At 64.1% G+C, this 18,175-nt stretch carries 17 protein-coding genes; 11 read left to right on the top strand and 6 right to left on the bottom strand.

Annotation, left to right across the window (positions count from 1 at the left end; translation table 11 throughout):
* Positions 1-57 precede the first annotated feature (57 nt).
* Both ACFSOZ_RS22160 and ACFSOZ_RS22155 read left to right on the top strand, forming a co-directional pair.
* The gene (locus tag ACFSOZ_RS22160; RefSeq protein ID WP_379101510.1) at positions 58-435 is read left to right on the top strand and encodes a hypothetical protein; all 378 of its coding nucleotides are present in this window, start codon (positions 58-60) and stop codon (positions 433-435) included.
* Between the two features lie 407 nt (positions 436-842).
* A complete protein-coding gene (locus ACFSOZ_RS22155) occupies positions 843-1,169 on the top strand; it encodes a hypothetical protein (protein WP_379101508.1) in 327 nt (108 codons plus the stop codon).
* Here the strand turns inward: ACFSOZ_RS22155 and ACFSOZ_RS22150 are convergent.
* Positions 1,161-1,346 carry a hypothetical protein gene (locus tag ACFSOZ_RS22150; protein WP_379101506.1) on the bottom strand — a complete coding sequence of 62 codons (186 nt, stop codon included), beginning with the start codon at positions 1,344-1,346 and terminating at the stop codon, positions 1,161-1,163. The two genes, ACFSOZ_RS22155 and ACFSOZ_RS22150, sit on opposite strands and share 9 nt — an antisense overlap.
* A 579-nt stretch (positions 1,347-1,925) precedes the next feature.
* Between ACFSOZ_RS22150 and ACFSOZ_RS22145 the strand changes: the two genes are divergently transcribed.
* The gene (locus ACFSOZ_RS22145; RefSeq protein ID WP_379101693.1) at positions 1,926-2,426 is read left to right on the top strand and encodes an MmcB family DNA repair protein; all 501 of its coding nucleotides are present in this window, start codon (positions 1,926-1,928) and stop codon (positions 2,424-2,426) included.
* A 28-nt stretch (positions 2,427-2,454) separates the two neighbouring features.
* Here the strand turns inward: ACFSOZ_RS22145 and nhaA are convergent, their stop codons facing one another.
* The 5 genes from nhaA to ACFSOZ_RS22120 form a co-directional block, all read right to left on the bottom strand.
* Complete coding sequence (nhaA, locus tag ACFSOZ_RS22140) at positions 2,455-3,657, bottom strand: Na+/H+ antiporter NhaA (RefSeq protein WP_379101504.1); 1,203 nt, start codon at positions 3,655-3,657, stop codon at positions 2,455-2,457.
* Positions 3,658-3,886: 229 nt separating this feature from the next.
* On the bottom strand, positions 3,887-4,450 hold the full coding sequence (locus ACFSOZ_RS22135) for an ActR/PrrA/RegA family redox response regulator transcription factor (RefSeq protein ID WP_111544836.1): 564 nt from the start codon (positions 4,448-4,450) through the stop codon (positions 3,887-3,889).
* A gap of 85 nt (positions 4,451-4,535) precedes the next feature.
* The gene (locus tag ACFSOZ_RS22130) at positions 4,536-5,861 is read right to left on the bottom strand and encodes an ActS/PrrB/RegB family redox-sensitive histidine kinase (protein ID WP_379101502.1); all 1,326 of its coding nucleotides are present in this window, start codon (positions 5,859-5,861) and stop codon (positions 4,536-4,538) included.
* Between the two features lie 277 nt (positions 5,862-6,138).
* On the bottom strand, positions 6,139-8,601 hold the full coding sequence (hrpB, locus tag ACFSOZ_RS22125) for an ATP-dependent helicase HrpB (RefSeq protein ID WP_379101500.1): 2,463 nt from the start codon (positions 8,599-8,601) through the stop codon (positions 6,139-6,141).
* Positions 8,602-8,840: 239 nt separating this feature from the next.
* The gene (locus tag ACFSOZ_RS22120; RefSeq protein ID WP_379101498.1) at positions 8,841-9,731 is read right to left on the bottom strand and encodes a DMT family transporter; all 891 of its coding nucleotides are present in this window, start codon (positions 9,729-9,731) and stop codon (positions 8,841-8,843) included.
* A 25-nt stretch (positions 9,732-9,756) separates the two neighbouring features.
* On the opposite strand from ACFSOZ_RS22120, the gene ACFSOZ_RS22115 reads away from it, so the two are divergent.
* The 8 genes from ACFSOZ_RS22115 (at position 9,757) to ACFSOZ_RS22080 (ending at position 18,105) form a co-directional block, all read left to right on the top strand.
* The gene (locus ACFSOZ_RS22115; protein ID WP_379101496.1) at positions 9,757-10,446 is read left to right on the top strand and encodes a PIG-L deacetylase family protein; all 690 of its coding nucleotides are present in this window, start codon (positions 9,757-9,759) and stop codon (positions 10,444-10,446) included.
* Positions 10,447-10,720: 274 nt separating this feature from the next.
* Complete coding sequence (locus ACFSOZ_RS22110; RefSeq protein WP_379101495.1) at positions 10,721-12,052, top strand: ABC transporter substrate-binding protein; 1,332 nt, start codon at positions 10,721-10,723, stop codon at positions 12,050-12,052.
* 110 nt (positions 12,053-12,162) lie between these two features.
* Entirely contained in the window at positions 12,163-13,110 is a 948-nt protein-coding gene (locus ACFSOZ_RS22105; protein ID WP_095084297.1) for a carbohydrate ABC transporter permease, read from the top strand.
* The gene (locus ACFSOZ_RS22100) at positions 13,107-14,057 is read left to right on the top strand and encodes a carbohydrate ABC transporter permease (protein ID WP_379101493.1); all 951 of its coding nucleotides are present in this window, start codon (positions 13,107-13,109) and stop codon (positions 14,055-14,057) included. The genes ACFSOZ_RS22105 and ACFSOZ_RS22100 overlap by 4 nt, the downstream gene beginning before the upstream one ends.
* Positions 14,054-14,260: a hypothetical protein gene (locus ACFSOZ_RS22095; RefSeq protein WP_379101491.1), complete on the top strand. Its 207-nt coding sequence runs from the start codon at positions 14,054-14,056 to the stop codon at positions 14,258-14,260. The genes ACFSOZ_RS22100 and ACFSOZ_RS22095 overlap by 4 nt, the downstream gene beginning before the upstream one ends.
* A 2-nt stretch (positions 14,261-14,262) precedes the next feature.
* Positions 14,263-15,375 carry an ABC transporter ATP-binding protein gene (locus tag ACFSOZ_RS22090; protein ID WP_379101489.1) on the top strand — a complete coding sequence of 371 codons (1,113 nt, stop codon included), beginning with the start codon at positions 14,263-14,265 and terminating at the stop codon, positions 15,373-15,375.
* The gene (locus ACFSOZ_RS22085) at positions 15,368-16,381 is read left to right on the top strand and encodes an ABC transporter ATP-binding protein (protein ID WP_379101487.1); all 1,014 of its coding nucleotides are present in this window, start codon (positions 15,368-15,370) and stop codon (positions 16,379-16,381) included. The genes ACFSOZ_RS22090 and ACFSOZ_RS22085 overlap by 8 nt, the downstream gene beginning before the upstream one ends.
* 80 nt (positions 16,382-16,461) lie before the next feature.
* Entirely contained in the window at positions 16,462-18,105 is a 1,644-nt protein-coding gene (locus tag ACFSOZ_RS22080) for a dihydroxyacetone kinase subunit DhaK (protein WP_379101485.1), read from the top strand.
* Positions 18,106-18,175 lie beyond the last annotated feature (70 nt).

Genomic DNA, 18,175 nt, shown 5'->3' with positions numbered 1-18,175 from the left:
ATTTGCCGTAATATTAACCACGGCTAATTCACGTCTCCCTGGTCGGAAGGGACCAAAGTGGGGAAGTTCCTGGCAGGCCTGTTGGCCGCGACGCTGGTGGCGTCGGCAGGACGATGCTGGTCCAAGGACAAGCTACCCTACAAGCCGATCTTCGAATATGCAGTGAGAATGGCCAGCGCCCTGCGGTATTCCGACATCCTGAGTCAGGAGTGCATGCACGGGCGGCGGTATCCGCAGAACAAAATCAAGAATGGCTTCAAGAGGCACTACGAGGAAATGCGACTGCAGTTGGTCGCCGAAGGGTACACCATTGTGCCTGACGCGACCGAGAACAACTCACCCTGGGCACTGTCCGAGTTGGAATTTGACGCCAAACGGCGGCTTGGGATCGCGCCCCAATTCGGCTGTTTTCGAGCATACTGGCTGGATGATTGAGGCCTGCTTCTCAATTGGCCGATAGCATGGTCCCCTGGGGCAGAGTACCGCCGAAAGGCTTAATTGCGGGATTGCTAACATGCCATAGTTTCAGCAGCGCGGAGGAGATCACAACCTTCCCGCAATGACCGGTGCGGCCACCGCATCCCCAAGGTAGCTCCAGCCGCACCGGCCATTTCATCTCCCTGCAGATGGGTGCCGAGGAGGGACTTCAGTCTTAGTTGAGCTGTTTCTAATATGACTATAATCTGGGCATTGCGGGGACTATCCCAAAAGCTTAATCCCGCGATGGCCGGTGCGGCGCGCTTTCAACCCAAGCATTCCTGCACCGGCCATTCTTTTGCGGCCGAGTAGCGCCAGGTCTGCTTGAAATCGTGCCTGGTTGCGCGACTGTCGCGTCCGCCAACGTGAAACGAGTAGCCAACGAAGCGTATGGACAGGCACCGTTCGTGCCGACCGAAACTCACGTCAGCACAGTCACGGCCAAGGCCGATCTTCTCGGAATTCTCTCTATCCAGACCACCGAGGGCCGCCTGGAGCGATTCATCGCTTCACAGAAACGCCGACCCGCTCTATCCCTTTGTTTTGACGCAATTCCAGACGGAAAACCGCTTCACGCTTTTCCTGCGATTGCTCTAGACGTCGCCCTCGATATGACGACAGCAGATGCCATCGGGGATGCCATCAACAGAATTCGACCAAAGCTGGATTCAATCGATAGCAGCTTACTTTGAGCCCGTACGGCTGGGCGTCGATTCGCGCTGACGATCTCTTTGTTTTTCGAGGAACCGCTTGGCGTGTTCCCCCCAATCCGCTGCCGTGATTTTGTGTTCCTGAACGGACTTTCCGAAAGCCTTGCGCAGAGCGTCAAGGTCAAAGGCCCACAGCTGCTCGCCTTTATTGTCGTTCAATGTCGCGTCGCCCATCCCCATTGCAGCAACGGTATGCCCTGCAAGTCAGGCCTTCAAGGACCAATGCCTGACTTCTTTTGGGTGCATCCGGGCGACTAGCGCTCCCAGCCCAACGAGAACGGGGGTGGTGACGAGCAATATGATCGTAGGGCGGGTCTGATACAGAAGATGTAGCGGCGCTGGCCATCCGCCTACGGCTGGGTGGCGCCGCGCAGTTAAGTGACGCGCCGGGCGCTGCTGCCCCTACATCCTGATCGAGACATACGACAACAGGTAAAGGATCGCCATGGTCGCCGTCACGAATACGACCCACAAGCCTAAGCTGCTCATGCTTCCTCACTTCCCCTAGGTGAGGGTTGCGCCAGTCGGGCGCAAACGCAAGCCGCCCTGGTGCGTTGTCCACTCCTTTTTGGAGCGCTAATTTTAGCGACAGCGCTCCCTAAAGTCCGCCGCGAGAGTGGCTGGCGCGGCATTATCCGGCAGCACGCGTCAGCAATTTTGCGATCGGGGTTTGTCAAACATATAATCGCCCCGATAAGGCGGGTTCAAACCGTGAACAGAATCTGGCATGGTGCCGCCATGCCGATCATCTCCCCTATCCCAATCAACCCCCTCATCGACGGTCGTCAGTCGGAGCGTGCCATGCTGGTGCGGCGCGGCGTGCAGCGGCTTTTGATGGAGCTGGGCGCGCATGTGCTGCCCGAACTGTCGCTGGCCACCGGCCGCCGCGCCGATCTCGTCGCGTTGACGCGCCAGGGCGACATCTGGATCATCGAGATCAAATCGTCGGTCGAGGATTTCCGGGTCGACCGCAAATGGCCGGATTACCGGTTGCACTCCGACCGCTTCTTCTTCGCCACCCATCCCGGCGTGCCTTCGGAAATCTTTCCGGAAGAATGCGGCTTCATCCTCTCCGACGGCTACGGCGCCGAAATCCTGCGCGACGCGCCGGAGCACCGCATGGCGGCGGCAACGCGCAAGGCGCTGATGCTGCGAATCGCGCGGGCCGGTGCCTCGCGGCTGCTGGCGGCCGAGCTTGCCGGCGTGTCGGTGCCGGCGCTGGAGGGTGAGAGCGAGTAGTTCACAGAACCCGGATCTGCCGGCCAGCCTACTCCTCGTCCTCGCTCGCTTCCACCCCACCCGCCGCCGGCGCCATCAACAGCACCGCGGCGCCGAGGATGGCGGCGATGAAGGAGCCGGCGAGGATGCCGACCTTGACCGCGTCCTGGAGTGCCGCGTCGCTGGCGAAGGCGAGCAGGCCGATGAACAGGCTCATGGTGAAGCCGATGCCGCACAGCAGCGAGATGCCGATCAGGTGCGACCAGCCGGCATGAGCCGGCAGGTCGGCAAGGCCGAGCCGGATGGCAAGTGCCGAGGAGCCGAACACGCCGACCAGCTTGCCGACAACGAGGCCGGCGGCGACACCCAGCGTCAACGGCTCGATCAGCGCGCCGACGCTCAGGCCGGAGAGCGAAACGCCGGCATTGGCAAAGCCGAAGATCGGGATGACGACGAAAGGCACTATTCTGTGCAGGCCGTGCTCAAGCCGGTGCAGCGGCGAATGGTCGAGATCGTGGCGGATCCCGGCGGAGCGTTCGAGCGGAATGGTCAACGCCAATGCCACGCCGGCAAGCGTCGCATGGACGCCCGATTTCAGCACCAGCACCCACAGGACGGCGCCGAGCACGAGATAGGGCATCAGCGTCATCACCCGCATGCGGTTGAGCAGGACGAGCACAGCAATGACGGCGAAGGCCGCACCCAGATAAGCCAGCGACAGGCCGCTGGTGTAGAAGATGGCGATGATGATGACGGCGCCGAGATCATCGATGATAGCCAGCGCGGTGAGGAACACCTTCAGCGACGCCGGTACACGGCTGCCGAGCAGCGACAGCACGCCGAGCGCGAAGGCGATGTCGGTGGCGGTCGGGATCGCCCAGCCGGACAGTGCCGCCGCATTGTCGCGATTGATCGCGACATAGACGAGCGCCGGTACCACCATGCCGCCGGCCGCGGCGATGCCGGGCAGGACGCGGCGCGGCCAGGTCGAGAGCTGGCCGTCCAGTACCTCACGCTTGATCTCCAGCCCGACGAGCAGGAAGAACACCGCCATCAGCCCGTCATTGACCCAGTGCGACACGCTGAGCGGACCGAGATAGGCGTGGAGAGCGGAGAAGTAGGTTTCGGAGAGCGGCGAGTTGGCGACGATCAGGGCCAGAGCCGCCGCCACCATCAGGATGATGCCGCCGGCGGCCTCGCCATCGAGAAATTCGCGGAAGACGGAAACCGGCCGCTGCTTCAAGTCCTGCATGTCGCCTCCGTCATGCCGCCTGTTGGGCCGGCGTCATTCGCGATGATGCCCGTCAGCCGGGCAAGTACCAGACCGTGTTTCGGCGTCTCAGAGACTGTTCCGAATTCGTTCTGGCGAGTCACATGGTGGTGGTTTCTAGAACCGTAGCGCAGCGGACATCGGTCCGTGGGCAACGGAAGCGCAGAAAACGCCCCCAGATGGCCGCCAGAGCGGATTTCCAAACAGTCTCTCAGCGCGGCGCGCGCTTGGCCAGTATCCGCTGCAAGGTGCGGCGATGCATGTTGAGCCGGCGCGCCGTCTCGGAGACATTGCGCTCGCACATTTCATAGACGCGCTGGATATGCTCCCAGCGGACGCGGTCGGCCGACATCGGGTTTTCCGGAGGCGCTGCGCGCTCGCCTGCCGTGCGGGTGAGCGCGGCGAAGATGTCGTCTGCATCGGCGGGCTTGGAGAGGTAATCGACGGCGCCGAGCTTCACCGCCGTCACCGCGGTGGCGATGTTGCCGTAGCCGGTCAGGATGATTGTGCGGGAATCGTCGCGCTTCTCGCGGATCGCCGCGACCACGTCGAGGCCGTTGCCGTCGCCGAGCCGCATGTCGACCACGGCATAGGCGGGCGGATTGGCGCGCGCCTTGGCGACCGCCTCCTCGACGCTCTCGGCCGTCTCGACCACGAAGCCCCTGGTTTCCATGGCGCGGGCCAGACGCGTGAGGAACGGCTTGTCGTCATCGACGATGAGCAGCGAGGTGTCCTCGCCTTCAACCATTGCGCCAATATTTTCGTCGCCTGTCATAGTCGCAAAATTCCTGCTGCCTTAATTTTACGCAGATATAGTTCCTGAGCCTGATTGTCCAATTCTTCGAGCCCTTGGAAGGCTCTCAGGCGGTGTCGAACATACTGGCCGAGGTGATTTCCGGATTGAGGAACACACCACGCGGCCACGATATCTGTACCACGGCGCCCTCGCCCAGGCCGCTCGAATTGCGGAAATCGAGCGTCGCACCCGAGCGTTCGAGCAGCGTCTTGGCGATGAACAGCCCCAGCCCCAGGCCGCCGCCAGCTTCCGTGCCCTGGCGCGTCGACATATAGGGCTCGCCGATACGGTCGATGATCTCGGCCGGAAAGCCCGGTCCGTCATCGATGATCGAGAAGGTGACGGCGGCCTCGTCCCAGCTCCAGCGCACGGTGACGCTCTTGCGGGCGAAATCGACGGCGTTCTCGACCAGGTTGCCGAGGCCGTAGATGACGCCGGGATTGCGGCGCCCGACGGGTTCGGGCCCGATGCGCTCGCCAGGGCGAAGCTTGATCGAGATGCCGAAGTCGCGATGCGGGGCGGTGACCTCCTCGACCAGCGAGGTCAGCGGCAGCCGGGAAAGATGCGCCTCGCCCTCGGACGACAGGCTGGTCAGGCGCTTGAGGATCTCCCGGCAGCGCTCGCTCTGCGAACGCAGCAGCCTGACGTCTTCGCCGTATTTCGGATCTTTGCCGAGCGCCTTTTCCATCTCCTTGGCGACAAGCGTGATGGTGGCGAGCGGCGTGCCAAGCTCGTGCGCGGCCGCCGCCGCCAGCCCGTCGAGCGCCGAAAGGTGCTGCTCGCGCTGCAGCACCAGTTCGGTGGCGGCAAGCGCATTGGCCAGAAGCCGCGCCTCGGCGGCCACCCGGAAGGCGTATATGGCGGTGAAGGCGATCGAGGACAGCACCGCCATCCAGATGCCGGCGACATAGATGAACGGCATCGCCAGCGGCGCGCCTTCATGCCAGGGCAGCGGCAGATGAACAAAGACCAGCAGGGTCGCCGCCGCCATCACCAGTCCACCGAGAATCGCGGTCAGGCGCAGGGGCAGCGATGTCGCCGAAATGACGACAGGCACGGTCATCAGCAGCGAGAACGGGTTGGTGAGACCACCGGTCATGTAAAGCAGGCCGGCAAGCTGCAGGCTGTCGAAGATGAGGATGCCGAAGGCCGCGAGCGGAGTGAGCCGGTGCGCCGCCGGAAAGTGAAAGGCGAGAAACAGGTTCATCCAGGCCGAACAGGCGATCAGCGCGAAGCAGAGACTGACCGGCAGCGGGAATTTCAAGCCATAGGCGACGACGAGAACCGTCACGCTCTGACCGACGATGGCCAGCCAGCGCAGCCTGATCAGCGTGTTGAGGCGCAGTCTCTGGCTCTGCTGGAAATCGGGCGAACGAAAAACGTTGATCATGGTGATGAATTACAGCCGCGGAGCGACAAGCGCTAGTAGCGCTGCACCGGTGATCTGACGGGTTGGAAGCCTCTTGGCGACCGAAATTCATCGTTCGTTTCGGTGGGCTAAACATTCGGGGTTGGCCGAAGCTTCCCAACGTCGTCATCCACGGGTCTGCGCTGCGTCGCGCTATACTCCCTGCTCCGCCCGTGCGAAGCGATGGGCGTTTGCGCCAATCGCCAAGGCATGCAGTCCGCAGCCGCACGCGATTCATCAAAAATGCTGCGTCGAGGGGCTACGTCCCGCGCGGCTTGGCGCGGGCGGTGGCGGCGGCGAGCAGCGGATCTTCCGGCCAGACATGCTTGGGATAGCGGCCGCGCATATCGGCGCGAACATCGGCCCAAGAACCGCGCCAGAAGCCGGGCAGGTCGCGCGTCGTCTGGATCGGCCGGTGCGCCGGCGACAGCAGTTCGAGCGTCAGCGGCACCGTGCCGCCGGCGATGGCTGGATGGCGGTCGAGGCCGAACAGCTCCTGCACGCGAACCGCCAGCACCGGCCATTCGCCATCATAGCGGATTGGCACGTGGCTGCCCGACGGGGCGTCGAAATGGGTTGGCGCCAGCGTGTCGATCCTGCGCTGCAAGTCGTGCGGCACGAGTGTGGCCAGCCCAGCCGAAACAACGCCCGGATCGATGGCGGCAAAGGATGCCGCGCCGGACAGGAACGGCAGCAGCCAGTCGTCGAGGCGCTCGATGAGGGCGGCGTCCGTCATGTCAGGCCACGGCGCTCCCAGGCCGCGATGCAGCCAGGACAGCCGCTGGCGCAACGTTTGCGCCTCCTTGCTCCAGGTCAGCAGCGCCAGCCCATGCTCGCGTACCGCATCGAGGATGGCGCGATCGGCATCGGCGCCGGTTGGCGGCGGCAGCATGCGCTCGGCGAGCGTGATGGCGCCGAGTCGCACCGTCTCGCGCACACGCACTGCGCGGCGGTCGCGGTCGAAGCTCGCTTGCCTGCGTGTTTCGATCCTGTCGGCGAGGGCGGCGCGGACATCGTCCTCGCCGATTGCCGCCGCAGCCGTGATGCGCGCATTCTGCGCCTTGCCCTGCAGGTCGGCGACGACCAGAAACGGCTCGCCCGCCAGCGGGTCGGCAGCGTCGAGCATGGCGCCGGAACCGTTGGCCAGCACGAAACGGCCGCGCTCGCCACGCGCCTTGGCGACGCGGTCCGGCCAGGCGTGGACGAGGAGGAGGCCGGCGGAAACAGCTTCGCCGCTCCTCGCGCCGCCGGCCTGTCTCGCCAGCCGTTCGGCAAGCTGGCGCGCCGCGGTCGCACGCGGCGATGGTTCCGAGCGAAAGCGCATCAGCCGCCGTTCCAGATCGGCGCCGTCGCCGCCAAGGCCACGCTCGGTGAGCAGCACGGCAAGCAAGGCTGCCTCGTCGGCATGGCCGCTCCTGGCTGCCTCGGCGACCATATGCGCCAGCCGCACCGGCAGAGCGAGCTTGCGCATCGCAGCGCCTTGCTCCGTCAGGCGCCCGGCCTCGTCGATGGCATCGAGCGCGCGCAGCAGCAGCCTGGCCTCGTTGAGCGCCGGCGCGGGCGGCGGATCGAGAAAGGCGAGGCTTGTCGGGTCGACGACACCGAAGGCGGCGCAATCGAGCAACAGGCCGGACAGGTCGGCTTCGAGGATTTCCGGTGGCGTGAAGGCGGGGAGCGCGGCCGTCTGTTCGGCGCGCCACAGCCGCATGGCGACGCCCGGCTGCGTACGCCCGGCACGGCCGGCGCGCTGGTCGGCGGACGCCTTGCTGACGCGCACCGTTTCCAGCCGGGTGAGGCCGCTGGCCGGCCCGTAGCGCGGCAGCCGCGACAGGCCGGAATCGATGACGACGCGCACGCCGTCGATGGTGATCGAGGTTTCGGCGATCGAGGTGGCCAGCACCACCTTGCGGCGGCCTGCAGGCGCCGGCTTGATCGCCGCGTCCTGCGCCTTGCCGTCGAGCATGCCGTAGAGCGGCACGAGGTCAACGTCGGCGCCGACCTTGCCGGCCAGCCGCTCGGCGGTGCGTTCGATCTCGCGCTGGCCGGGCAGGAAGGCAAGCACGCTGCCGATTTCTTCAGCGAGAGCAGATCGAATCGCCTTGGCCATGGCGTCCTCGATGGTGACGCCGGCCGGACGTTCGTCGTAACGGATATCGACCGGGAAGGCGCGGCCCTCGCTCTCGATCACCGGCGCGCCCGACAGCAATTTGGCGACGCGCGCGCCGTCGAGCGTCGCCGACATCACCAGCACCCGCAGATCCGGCCGTAGCGCCCCTTGCACGTCGAGCGCCAGCGCAAGACCGAAATCGCCATCGAGCGAACGCTCGTGGAATTCGTCGAAGATGACCGCCGAGATTCCGGGCAGTTCGGGATCGTCGAGGATCATCCGCGCCAGCACACCTTCGGTGACAACCAATATCCTGGTCTTTGCCGAGGTGCGGTTCTCCATGCGCATGGCATAACCGACGGTGGCGCCGGCCTCCTCGCCGAGCAATTCGGCCATGCGGCGGGCGGCGGCGCGGGCGGCAAGCCGGCGCGGTTCGAGCAGCACGATCTTGGCGGCCCCCAGCCAAGGCGCATCGAGCAGCGCCAGCGGCACCAGCGTCGTCTTGCCGGCGCCGGGCGGCGCCACCAGCACGGCGCTGTTGCCACGCCCGAGCGCTTCACTCAGCGCCGGCAGCACGGCGGATACGGGAAGCTCCGGCAAGGGTTTCGTGGTCATCGTTCCAGGGATGCGTTCGTCCGATCGCGGCAGGCCCGCTCCGTCCGCATATCAGCGGTCGCGGTGGCCACGCAACTTAGAGACTGTTTGGAACTTCTACTCTGGCGGCCATCTGATGGCGTTTTCTGCGCTTCCGGTGCTCACGGACCCAAATGTCCGCTGCGCTCCGGTTCTCGAAACCACCACCATATGACTCGCCAGAGCGAATTTCGAAACAGTCTCTTAGGAGCCGGACCGGTTCAAAGCCGGGTGCGCGAAAACGGGTTCCAGCGCACCGTGCCCAGCCGCGCCTCCTCGCGCACCATGGTCAGCAGGCCGGAGCCGCCGACGACGGCGAGGCCGACCAGCGACAGCCAGTCGGGGTATTCCTGGAAGAACATCGCGCCGAGGATCACCGCCCAGACGATCTGCGAATAATGCGTCGGCGCGATCCGGTTGGCGGGCGCATACTTGACCGCCAGGAGCTGCAGCAATTGCCCGCAAGCGGTGAAGGCACCGGACATCACCAGCCACACCAGCTGCTTGCCGTCTGGAATGGTGAATGAGGTGGCGGCTGCACCGACGCCGTTGAACACCAGCCCGTAGCCGACCAGCACGCCCAGCATGGTCGTGCGCTTTTCCTGCTGTGCCAGCGAGCGCATCAGAATGACGCTGGCAGCGGCGAGGAAGGCAACGCCAAACGCGGCAAGATGGCCGAGATTGAGTTCGCGAAACCCGGGCCGCACCACCAGCATGACGCCGGCAAAGCCGGCGACCACCGCCAGCCATCGCCACGGACCGACCTTCTCCTTGAGGATGAGTGTGGACAGGATGGTGACGCAGAGCGGCGCCAGAAAGACCAGCGCATAGACCTCCGCCAGCGGAATGGTAGTGAAGGCGTAGACGCTGAGCACGCCGGACGCGATGCCAGCCCAAGCGCGCGCCTGCACCGCCCAGGGCCTTTTGGTGCGCCAGAAATCGCGCCAGCGCTCGCCCGGCGGCCGCGTGAAGAAGAGGAAGAAGCCGGCAAACAAGGTTATGAAAAAGCCGATCTCAAAGATCGTAAGCTGCCCACCCAGGCTTTTGACAACGGCATCGCTGCCCGAATAGCTTGCATAGGCGATCAGGGCGAGCAGAATTCCGTTCGTCACGTTTTTCCATTTCCGGGAGAGAGACTTGAAAATACTGGCGCTCGGTGCGCATCCGGACGACATCGAGATCTTCATGTTCGGTACGATGGCCGCCTATGCCGCGCAAGGCGCAGAACTCACTTTTGCCATAGCCACCGATGGGGCCAAGGGCGGCAAGGGCGATCCCGGCGTACTTGCCCGGGCGCGCCGTGACGAGGCAACACGGGCGGCAGGCCTGCTTGGGGCCACGCCACGCTTTCTCGACTTCCCGGATGGCGCGCTGGTGGCCGATGCCACGCTGATCGCCGCGCTGAAAGCGCTGATCGGCGAGATCGGCCCGGACCTGGCGATCACGCATGCCCCGAACGACTATCACGGCGACCATCGCGCGCTGTCGGACGGCGTGCGCATCGCGGCTTCGTTTTCCGTTCCGGTTCTGCATGCCGACACGCTCGGCGGCACCGGGTTTTCGCCGACGCATTATGTCGATATTTGCGGCCATGCCGACATCAAGGCCAAGGCGATCCGCATGCATCAGTCGCAGGATCCCGATCGCTTCGTCGACGGCACGCGGACGCAGAACCTTTTTCGTTCGGGCCAGTGCAACGGCGCGCAGGGTTCGTTGGCCGAGGCCTTCCGCTTCGAACCTGTGTTTCCTTTCGCCGACATCCGCGCGCTGCTGCCGCCGGCACCGGCGATCCGGCCGGTGATGGTGAGCACCAAACGGGTCGACTGAGCGTCGAGACGACCTTCCGGCCTGGTCGGACTCGACTTGAGCGGCTTCGACAGTCCGACCCGCGATCCACGCTTTTCCCAACGTTTTCAGACACCGTCGCCGGCATGCTGCGGCGCAGCAACGAATTCGCTTGCGTTGTTTAGTAAAATTGCATCACTAAACAAATTACTAAACATCTGCCGCGCTACCGCGCCGCCATGTTTGGGCCCTGAGGAGAGGGGTTTAGGGCTCTTGAAACCGTCATCCGGGCGCGTTTCGCAAATGGGAGGAAGGCATGAAATCGAGCTTGAAACTGGCGTTGGGACTGGCCTCGGCGATATCCGCGTCGACAGCCGTCTCGACCGTCGCGCACGCTGAAGACCTGACGCTGTGCTGGGCCGCCTGGGACCCGGCCAACGCACTTGTCGAACTGTCCAAGGATTTTACCAAGGAAACCGGCATCGGCATGAAATTCGAGTTCGTGCCGTGGACCAACTATGCCGACCGTTTCCTCAACGAGCTGAACTCGCACGGCAAGCTGTGCGACCTGATCATTGGCGACAGCCAGTGGATCGGCGGCGCCGCCGAGAACGGCCACTACGTCAAGCTGAACGACTTCTTCGACAAGGAGAAGATCAGCATGGACGATTTCGTGCCGGCAACCGTCGTCGGCTATTCGGAATGGCCGAAGAACACGCCGAACTACTGGGCGCTGCCGGCCATGGGCGACGTCGTCGGCTGGACCTACCGCAAGGACTGGTTCTCCAAGCCGGAACTGCAGAAGGAATTCAAGGAGAAATACGGCTGGGATCTCGGCCCGCCGGCCACCTTCGACCAGTTGAAGCAGATCGCCGAGTTCTTCCAGAAGCGGCAGATCGACGGCAAGACCGTCTACGGCGCCTCGATCTATACCGAGCGTGGCTCGGAAGGCATCACCATGGGCGCCATGGACGTGCTCTACAGCTACGGCTTCCAGTACGAGAACCCGAAGAAGCCCTACGAGATGGAAGGCTTCGTCAATTCCGACAAGTCGGTGAAAGGCCTGGAGTTCTACAAGGCGCTCTATGATTGCTGCACCCCTCCGGGCGCCTCGAACAGCTACATGGGCGAAGGCGTCGATGCCTTCAAATCCGGCCAGGTGGCCATGCACATGAACTTCGCCTTCACATGGCCGGGCCTGCAGAAGGACGAGAATGTCGGCGGCGACAAGATCGGCTATTTCGTCAACCCCAAGGGGCCTGACGGCGACCAGTTCGCCCAGCTCGGCGGCCAGGGCATCTCCGTGGTGTCCTATTCCGACAAGCAGGAATCGGCGCTGAAATACATCAAGTGGTTCGCCAACAAGGACGTGCAGGCAAAGTGGTGGTCGCTTGGCGGCTATTCCTGCCTCAACGCGGTGGTGAAGGACCCGGCATTCCCGGCCAGCCAGCCCTATGCGCAGACCTTCCTCGACTCGATGGCCATCGTGAAGGACTTCTGGGCCGAGCCCAGCTACGCGCCGCTGCTGCAGGCGTCGCAGAAGCGCTTCCACGACTATGTCGTCGCCGGCCAGGGTTCGGCCAAGGATGCGCTCGACGGCCTGGTCAAGGACTGGACGCAGGTCTTCCAGGACGATGGCAAAATGTAACCGGCTCCTCCCGAGCTAGGCCCAAGCGTCCCGTGCCACCCTTGGCACGGGACGCAGTTCAGATAAATTCCATGACAGAGACGACCCAAGTGACCGAAGCAGGACTGACCATGCTCAATCGGACCGCGGAGAACGTTGCCCGGGCGACCCCGGAACCGTTGGCCCGCAAGGTCCGGGGCATCAGCGACAAGGGCCTCGCCTGGCTGTTCATCTCGCCGACGATCCTGTTGCTGCTCGCCATCAACATCTTTCCGCTGTTCTGGGCGATCTATCTGTCGTTCACCAACTACCGCGCCAACCGGCCCAACGAGGTGGTGAAGAATCTCGGCTTTGCCAACTACCAGCGCATCCTCGGCGACAAGGACATCTGGATCGCCATGCAAACGACGGCGCATTTCGTGTTCTGGACCATCCTGCTGCAGACGCTGATCGGCTTCACGCTGGCCTGGCTGATCGACAGGAAGTTCCGCGGCCACGCCTTCTGGACGACGCTCATCCTGGTCCCGATGATGCTGTCGCCCGCGGTGGTCGGCAATTTCTGGCGCTTCCTCTACGAGCCGCAGATCGGCCTGTTCGCCTATGCCATTTCCTTCGTCACCGGCATCCCGCCGACGAACATCCAGATGCTCTCCAACGTGTCGCTGGCGCCGTGGTCGATCATCATCGTCGATACCTGGATGTGGACGCCCTACGTGATGCTGATCTGCCTCGCCGGGCTGCGCTCGATCCCCGAATACATCTATGAGGCGGCCGAGGTCGACCGCGCCTCCAACTGGCGGCAGTTCTGGTCGATCACACTGCCGATGGCGCTGCCCTTCATCATGCTGGCGGTGCTGTTTCGCGGCATCGAGAACTTCAAGATGTTCGACATGGTCAATCTTTTGACCGGCGGCGGGCCGGGCTCGACCACCGAGGTCGCCTCGATCACGCTCAAACGCCAGGCCTTCGAAAGCTGGCGGACAGGCTATTCTTCGGCCTTCGCCATCATCCTGTTCGTCGCGGTGTTTGGCCTCGCCAACATCTACGTCAAGGCGCTCAACAAGGTGAAGCAGAGATGAGCCTGACCACTGCCCATTCGGTCGTCGCACCCTCGGCAAACTCGAAGCGCATCGCCGGAACGATCATCGTGCTCTACGCGCTGATCTCGATCGTGCCGTTGCTGTGGATCTTCGCCACCAGCTTCAAGACGCCGCCGGACTCGATCGCCTATCCGCCGAAGCTGCTGTTCCAGCCGAGCCTCGAGGGCTACTGCAACCTGTTCTCGACGCGCACCCGGCAGACGCCGGAATACATCAACTCGCTGGGCCCGGCGACCGGCTTCTGCGACGAGACCACGCGCAAGCGCAACATGGTGATCGCCGGCCCGTCAAACTTCCTGCCGCGCTTCGTCAACTCGCTGATCATCGCCTTCGGCTCGACCTTCTGCGCGGTGTTTCTCGGCACGCTTTCGGCCTATGGTTTCTCGCGCTTCAAGGTGCCGCTGGCCGACGACCTCCTGTTCTTCATCCTGTCGACGCGCATGATGCCGCCGATCGCCGTCGCCATTCCCATCTACCTGATGTACCGCGAGCTTGGCCTGTCCGACACCGCGCTCGGCATGATCCTGCTCTATACGGCGGTCAACGTCTCACTGGCCGTCTGGCTGTTGAAAGGCTTCATCGACGAGATCCCGCGCGAATATGAGGAAGCCGCGATGATCGACGGCTACACGCGGCTGCAGGCCTTCTGGCGCACCGTGCTGCCGCAGGCGACCACCGGCATCGCCGCGACCGCCATCTTCTGCCTGATCTTCGCCTGGAACGAATATGCGTTCGCGGCTCTGCTGACTTCCGGCACGGCGCAGACGGCGCCGCCCTTCATCCCGACCATCATCGGCGAAGGCGGCCAGGACTGGCCGGCGGTCGCCGCCGGAACGACGATCTTCCTCGTGCCGATCCTGGTTTTCACCATCCTGCTTCGCAAGCAATTGCTGCGCGGCATCACCTTCGGTGCGGTGCGCAAATGAGCATGACCAGCCCTCAGAAACGCAAATCGCGCTGGCCGGTCTGGGCCAGGCGCGGGCTGATGGAAAACATCGCCACAGTGCTGATCGCCATCGGCTTCCTGATGCTGTTCCAGCCCTTCGCGCTAGCGCTTTACACCTATTCCTTCATCACCATGCTCGCCGGCACCGTGATGTTCATCATCGTCTCGAAGTTCCCGGAATAGCCATGGCCGAAATTCGTGTTCAGCATCTGAGAAAGGCCTTCGGCGATTTCGTCGCCGTGCAGGATTCCAATTTCGTCGTCGAGGATGGCGAGTTCTTCGTCATGCTCGGACCGTCTGGCTGCGGCAAGACGACGACGCTGCGCATGATCGCCGGGCTCGAACTGCCGACCGGCGGCCAGATCCTGCTCGGCGGCGACGACGTCACCATGCTGCGGGCACGCGAGCGCGACATCGCTTTCGTCTTCCAGCTGTTCGCGCTCTATCCGCACATGAACGTACGCAAGAACATCGGCTTCCCGCTGCTGGCGCAAGGCATGCCGTCGGCCGAGATTCGCGAGCGCGTCGAAGAGACGGCCAAGCTTCTGCGCATCGACCATCTGCTCAACAAATCCGTCTCCGGCCTTGCCGGCGGCGACCGCCAGCGCGTCGCGCTCGGCCGCGCCATCGTGCGGCGGCCAAAATGCTTCCTGATGGACGAACCGCTCGGCACGCTCGACACCGAGTTCCGCGATTTGATGGTCCACGAGTTGCGCGAACTGCACAACCGCATCCACGCCACCACCGTCTATGTCACGCACGACCAGATGGAAGCGATGTCGATGGCCGACAAGATCGCGGTGATGAACCATGGCGTCATCGAACAGTTCGGCACGCCGCGTGAAATCTACGACCGGCCGGCGACCATGTTCGTCGCTGACTTCATCGGCTCACCGCCGATGAATTTCCTGGGCTTCGGCGGCGGGCTCGCCAAGGGCGCGAAAGAAATCGTCGTCCAGGGCGCCAAGGTCGCGGTGCCGGAGGTACGCGAGGATATCGCACCGGCCGACATGGCGCTTGGCATCCGCCCGGAACACATCCGCTTCGACGATGCCTCCAAGCTGCGTGGCGCCATCTACGGCACCGAATATCTCGGCACCACGCAGATCGTCGCGGTGGAGACGGCGGACGGCATCATCAAGGCGCGGGTGCCTGCCGAGATCCGGCTCTCCACCGGCGACCATGTCGGCCTGACGCTGAGCAGCGCGCGGCTGTCGCTGTTCGAGAAAGGGTCGGGCCGTGCGGTGAGAACCGCGATCCACGATGCAGCCTCGGAGCGGAGAGTGCAGCATGGCTGACGTGCACATCAAGAACGTGAGCAAGAGTTTTGGCGACCATGTCGCCGTCAATGGTCTTGACCTCTCGATCGCCGATGGTGAGTTCGTCGTGCTGCTCGGGCCGACAGGCGCCGGCAAGACGACGACGCTGCGGCTGATCGCCGGTCTGGAGCGTCCGGATGCCGGCACGATCGAAATCGGCGGCCACAATGCCACGACACTGTCGCCGGCCGAGCGCGACACCGCCTTCGTGTTCCAGCAATATTCTCTCTATCCGCACCTTTCGGTGTTCGACAATCTTGCCTTCCCGCTGCGCTCGCCGGCGCGAAGAATGCCGGAGGAGCAAATCCGCCGCCGGGTCGAAGAGGTGGCGAAGATGGTGCGCATTCATCACAAGCTCGCCAACCGCTCGACCAAGCTTTCAGGCGGCGAAATGCAGCGCGTCGCCATCGGCCGTGCGCTGGTGCGCAAGCCCGCCATCTACCTGATGGACGAGCCGCTGTCGTCGCTCGATGCCAAGCTGCGCGCGGATCTGCGGCTCGAACTGAAGCGCATCCAGTCCGAACTCGGCGCCACCATGCTCTATGTCACGCATGACCAGATCGAGGCGATGACCATGGCCGACCGCATCGGCATCCTTGCCGACGGCGTGCTGGTGCAGATCGGCTCGCCGCGCACCATCTATTCGGAGCCGGCAAACCTGCATGTCGCGGCCAGGCTCGGCCAGCCGGCGATCAATCTTCTGCCGACCGGGCTGCTGCCTGACGGCGGCGCGCCGGCCGGCACGAAAACGATCGGCGCACGCACCGAGCATCTATCGATCCAGAAGGCCGCCAACGGCCAAGCCGACGGCATCGTCGACTGGGTCGAACATCTCGGCGACCAGAACCATCTGCATGTGACGGTGGGGACCAGGAAGCTGGTGACGCTGACCGATCCCGACACGGATCTGGGGCAAGGCGACAGAGTGGTGATCCGCTACCGGTCGCCGCTGTATTTTGGTGCCGACGGGCAAAGGCTGATGTGAACGGGTTTAGGTGTTTCCCTGCCAAGGGCTCAACACCGGCTTCTGATTGATGACTGCAGACCAGTGACTGGACGAATTCGATGAAGCACTTTTTCAATCGCAGGGAAACGATCGTCACCGAGGCGCTGGATGGCCTCTTGCGGACCATTGGCGCTGGCGACCTCGCGCGCCTCGACGGCTATCCCGAGATCAAGGTCGTCCTGCGCGCCAATTGGGACAAGACAAAGGTCAGCGTCGTCTCCGGCGGTGGCGCCGGGCACGAGCCGTCGCATGCCGGCTTCGTCGGCAAGGGCATGCTAACAGCGGCGGTCTCGGGCGAGATCTTTGCCTCGCCAAGCGTCGAGGCGGTGCTGGCGGCCATTCGCGCCGTCACCGGCCCGGCCGGCTGCCTGCTGATCGTCAAGAACTACACCGGCGACCGCCTCAATTTCGGCCTGGCGGCCGAGAAGGCGCGCGGCGAAGGTTTTCGCGTCGAAATGGTGATCGTCGCCGATGACATCGCGCTCCCCGACATTGCCCAGCCGCGCGGCGTTGCCGGCACGTTGTTCGTGCACAAGATATCAGGCCACCTGTCGGAAGCCGGTCACGATCTGGCTGATATCGCGGCGGCGGCACGGGCGGCGGCGAAGGATATCGTTTCCCTCGGCATGTCGCTTTCATCCTGCTCGATCCCGGGCCAACCGCACGAAGATAGATTTGGCGAAAATAGCGGCGAGCTCGGCCTCGGCATTCATGGCGAGCCGGGCGTCGAGCGGATTGCAGTGCAAAGCGCCGACAGGCTGGTCGCGATCATGGCGGAGCGCCTTGCAGTACGGCTCGATCCTGCAGCCAGTTATGCCTTGCTGATCAACAATCTCGGTTCGGTGCCGCCGCTCGAAATGTCGCTTGTCGCCAATGCGGTGCTGGCCTCGCCGCTCGCCAAAACCATAAAGCTGACGATCGGCCCCGGACCGATGATGACGGCGCTCAACATGAACGGCTTCTCGCTGTCGCTGATCCGGCTCGATGCCGTGCGCGAGACAGCCCTGCTGACGCCGGTTGGCCCGCACGCCTGGATGCCGGCAAAGCCGGTTGTTGCACCCGCTGTCGTGCCGCTGGCGACACCAGCCACTTTGAGCGCGGCACGCAAGCCCAGCCAGGATGCTCGCACCAGTCGCCTTGTCGTTACCATCTGCGAAAGGCTGATCGCGCTCGAAGCCACATTGAACGGGCTGGACGCCAAGGCGGGAGACGGCGACACCGGCTCGACGGTGGCGACCGGCGCACGCAGTGTGCTGGAGCGGCTTGATACGCTGCCGCTGGCCGATCCGGCGGCAACACTTGGCGCGGTGGGCGACATTCTGAGCGCGTCCATGGGCGGCTCAAGCGGGGTGCTGCTGTCGATCTTCTTCACGGCGGCGGCGCAGGCTTTGGATGGCGGCGCCAGCGTGGCGAAAGCGCTGCTTGCCGGCCTCGAACGGATGACCTTCTACGGCGGCGCAAAGGTCGGCGACCGAACCATGGTCGACGCCCTGGAGCCAGCCCTCAAAGCGCTGGACGCCGGCGGCCTGGAGGAGGCGGCAACGGCGGCCCGACGCGGTGCCGAGGCCACGTCTGCCATGGAGAGAGCTAAAGCCGGGCGGTCCGCCTATGTCGGCAGCAAGCTGCAAGGCGTGGTCGACCCCGGCGCCCATGCCGTGGCCGAGGCCTTCGCGGCCGCGGCCGCACTGCTTGCAGCGGCCTGACGCATGCTTCAGTTGTCGAATGAAAGTTCTTTCGCTACTGCCGGCAGAACGGAAACCGGGAAGTTGGCTG

Origin of the sequence: Mesorhizobium newzealandense (assembly GCF_042682145.1) — a bacterium.
Lineage (GTDB): Bacteria > Pseudomonadota > Alphaproteobacteria > Rhizobiales > Rhizobiaceae > Mesorhizobium > Mesorhizobium newzealandense.
Note: the sequence above shows the minus strand (reverse complement) of the source record. Positions and strands in the feature narration are given on the sequence as shown.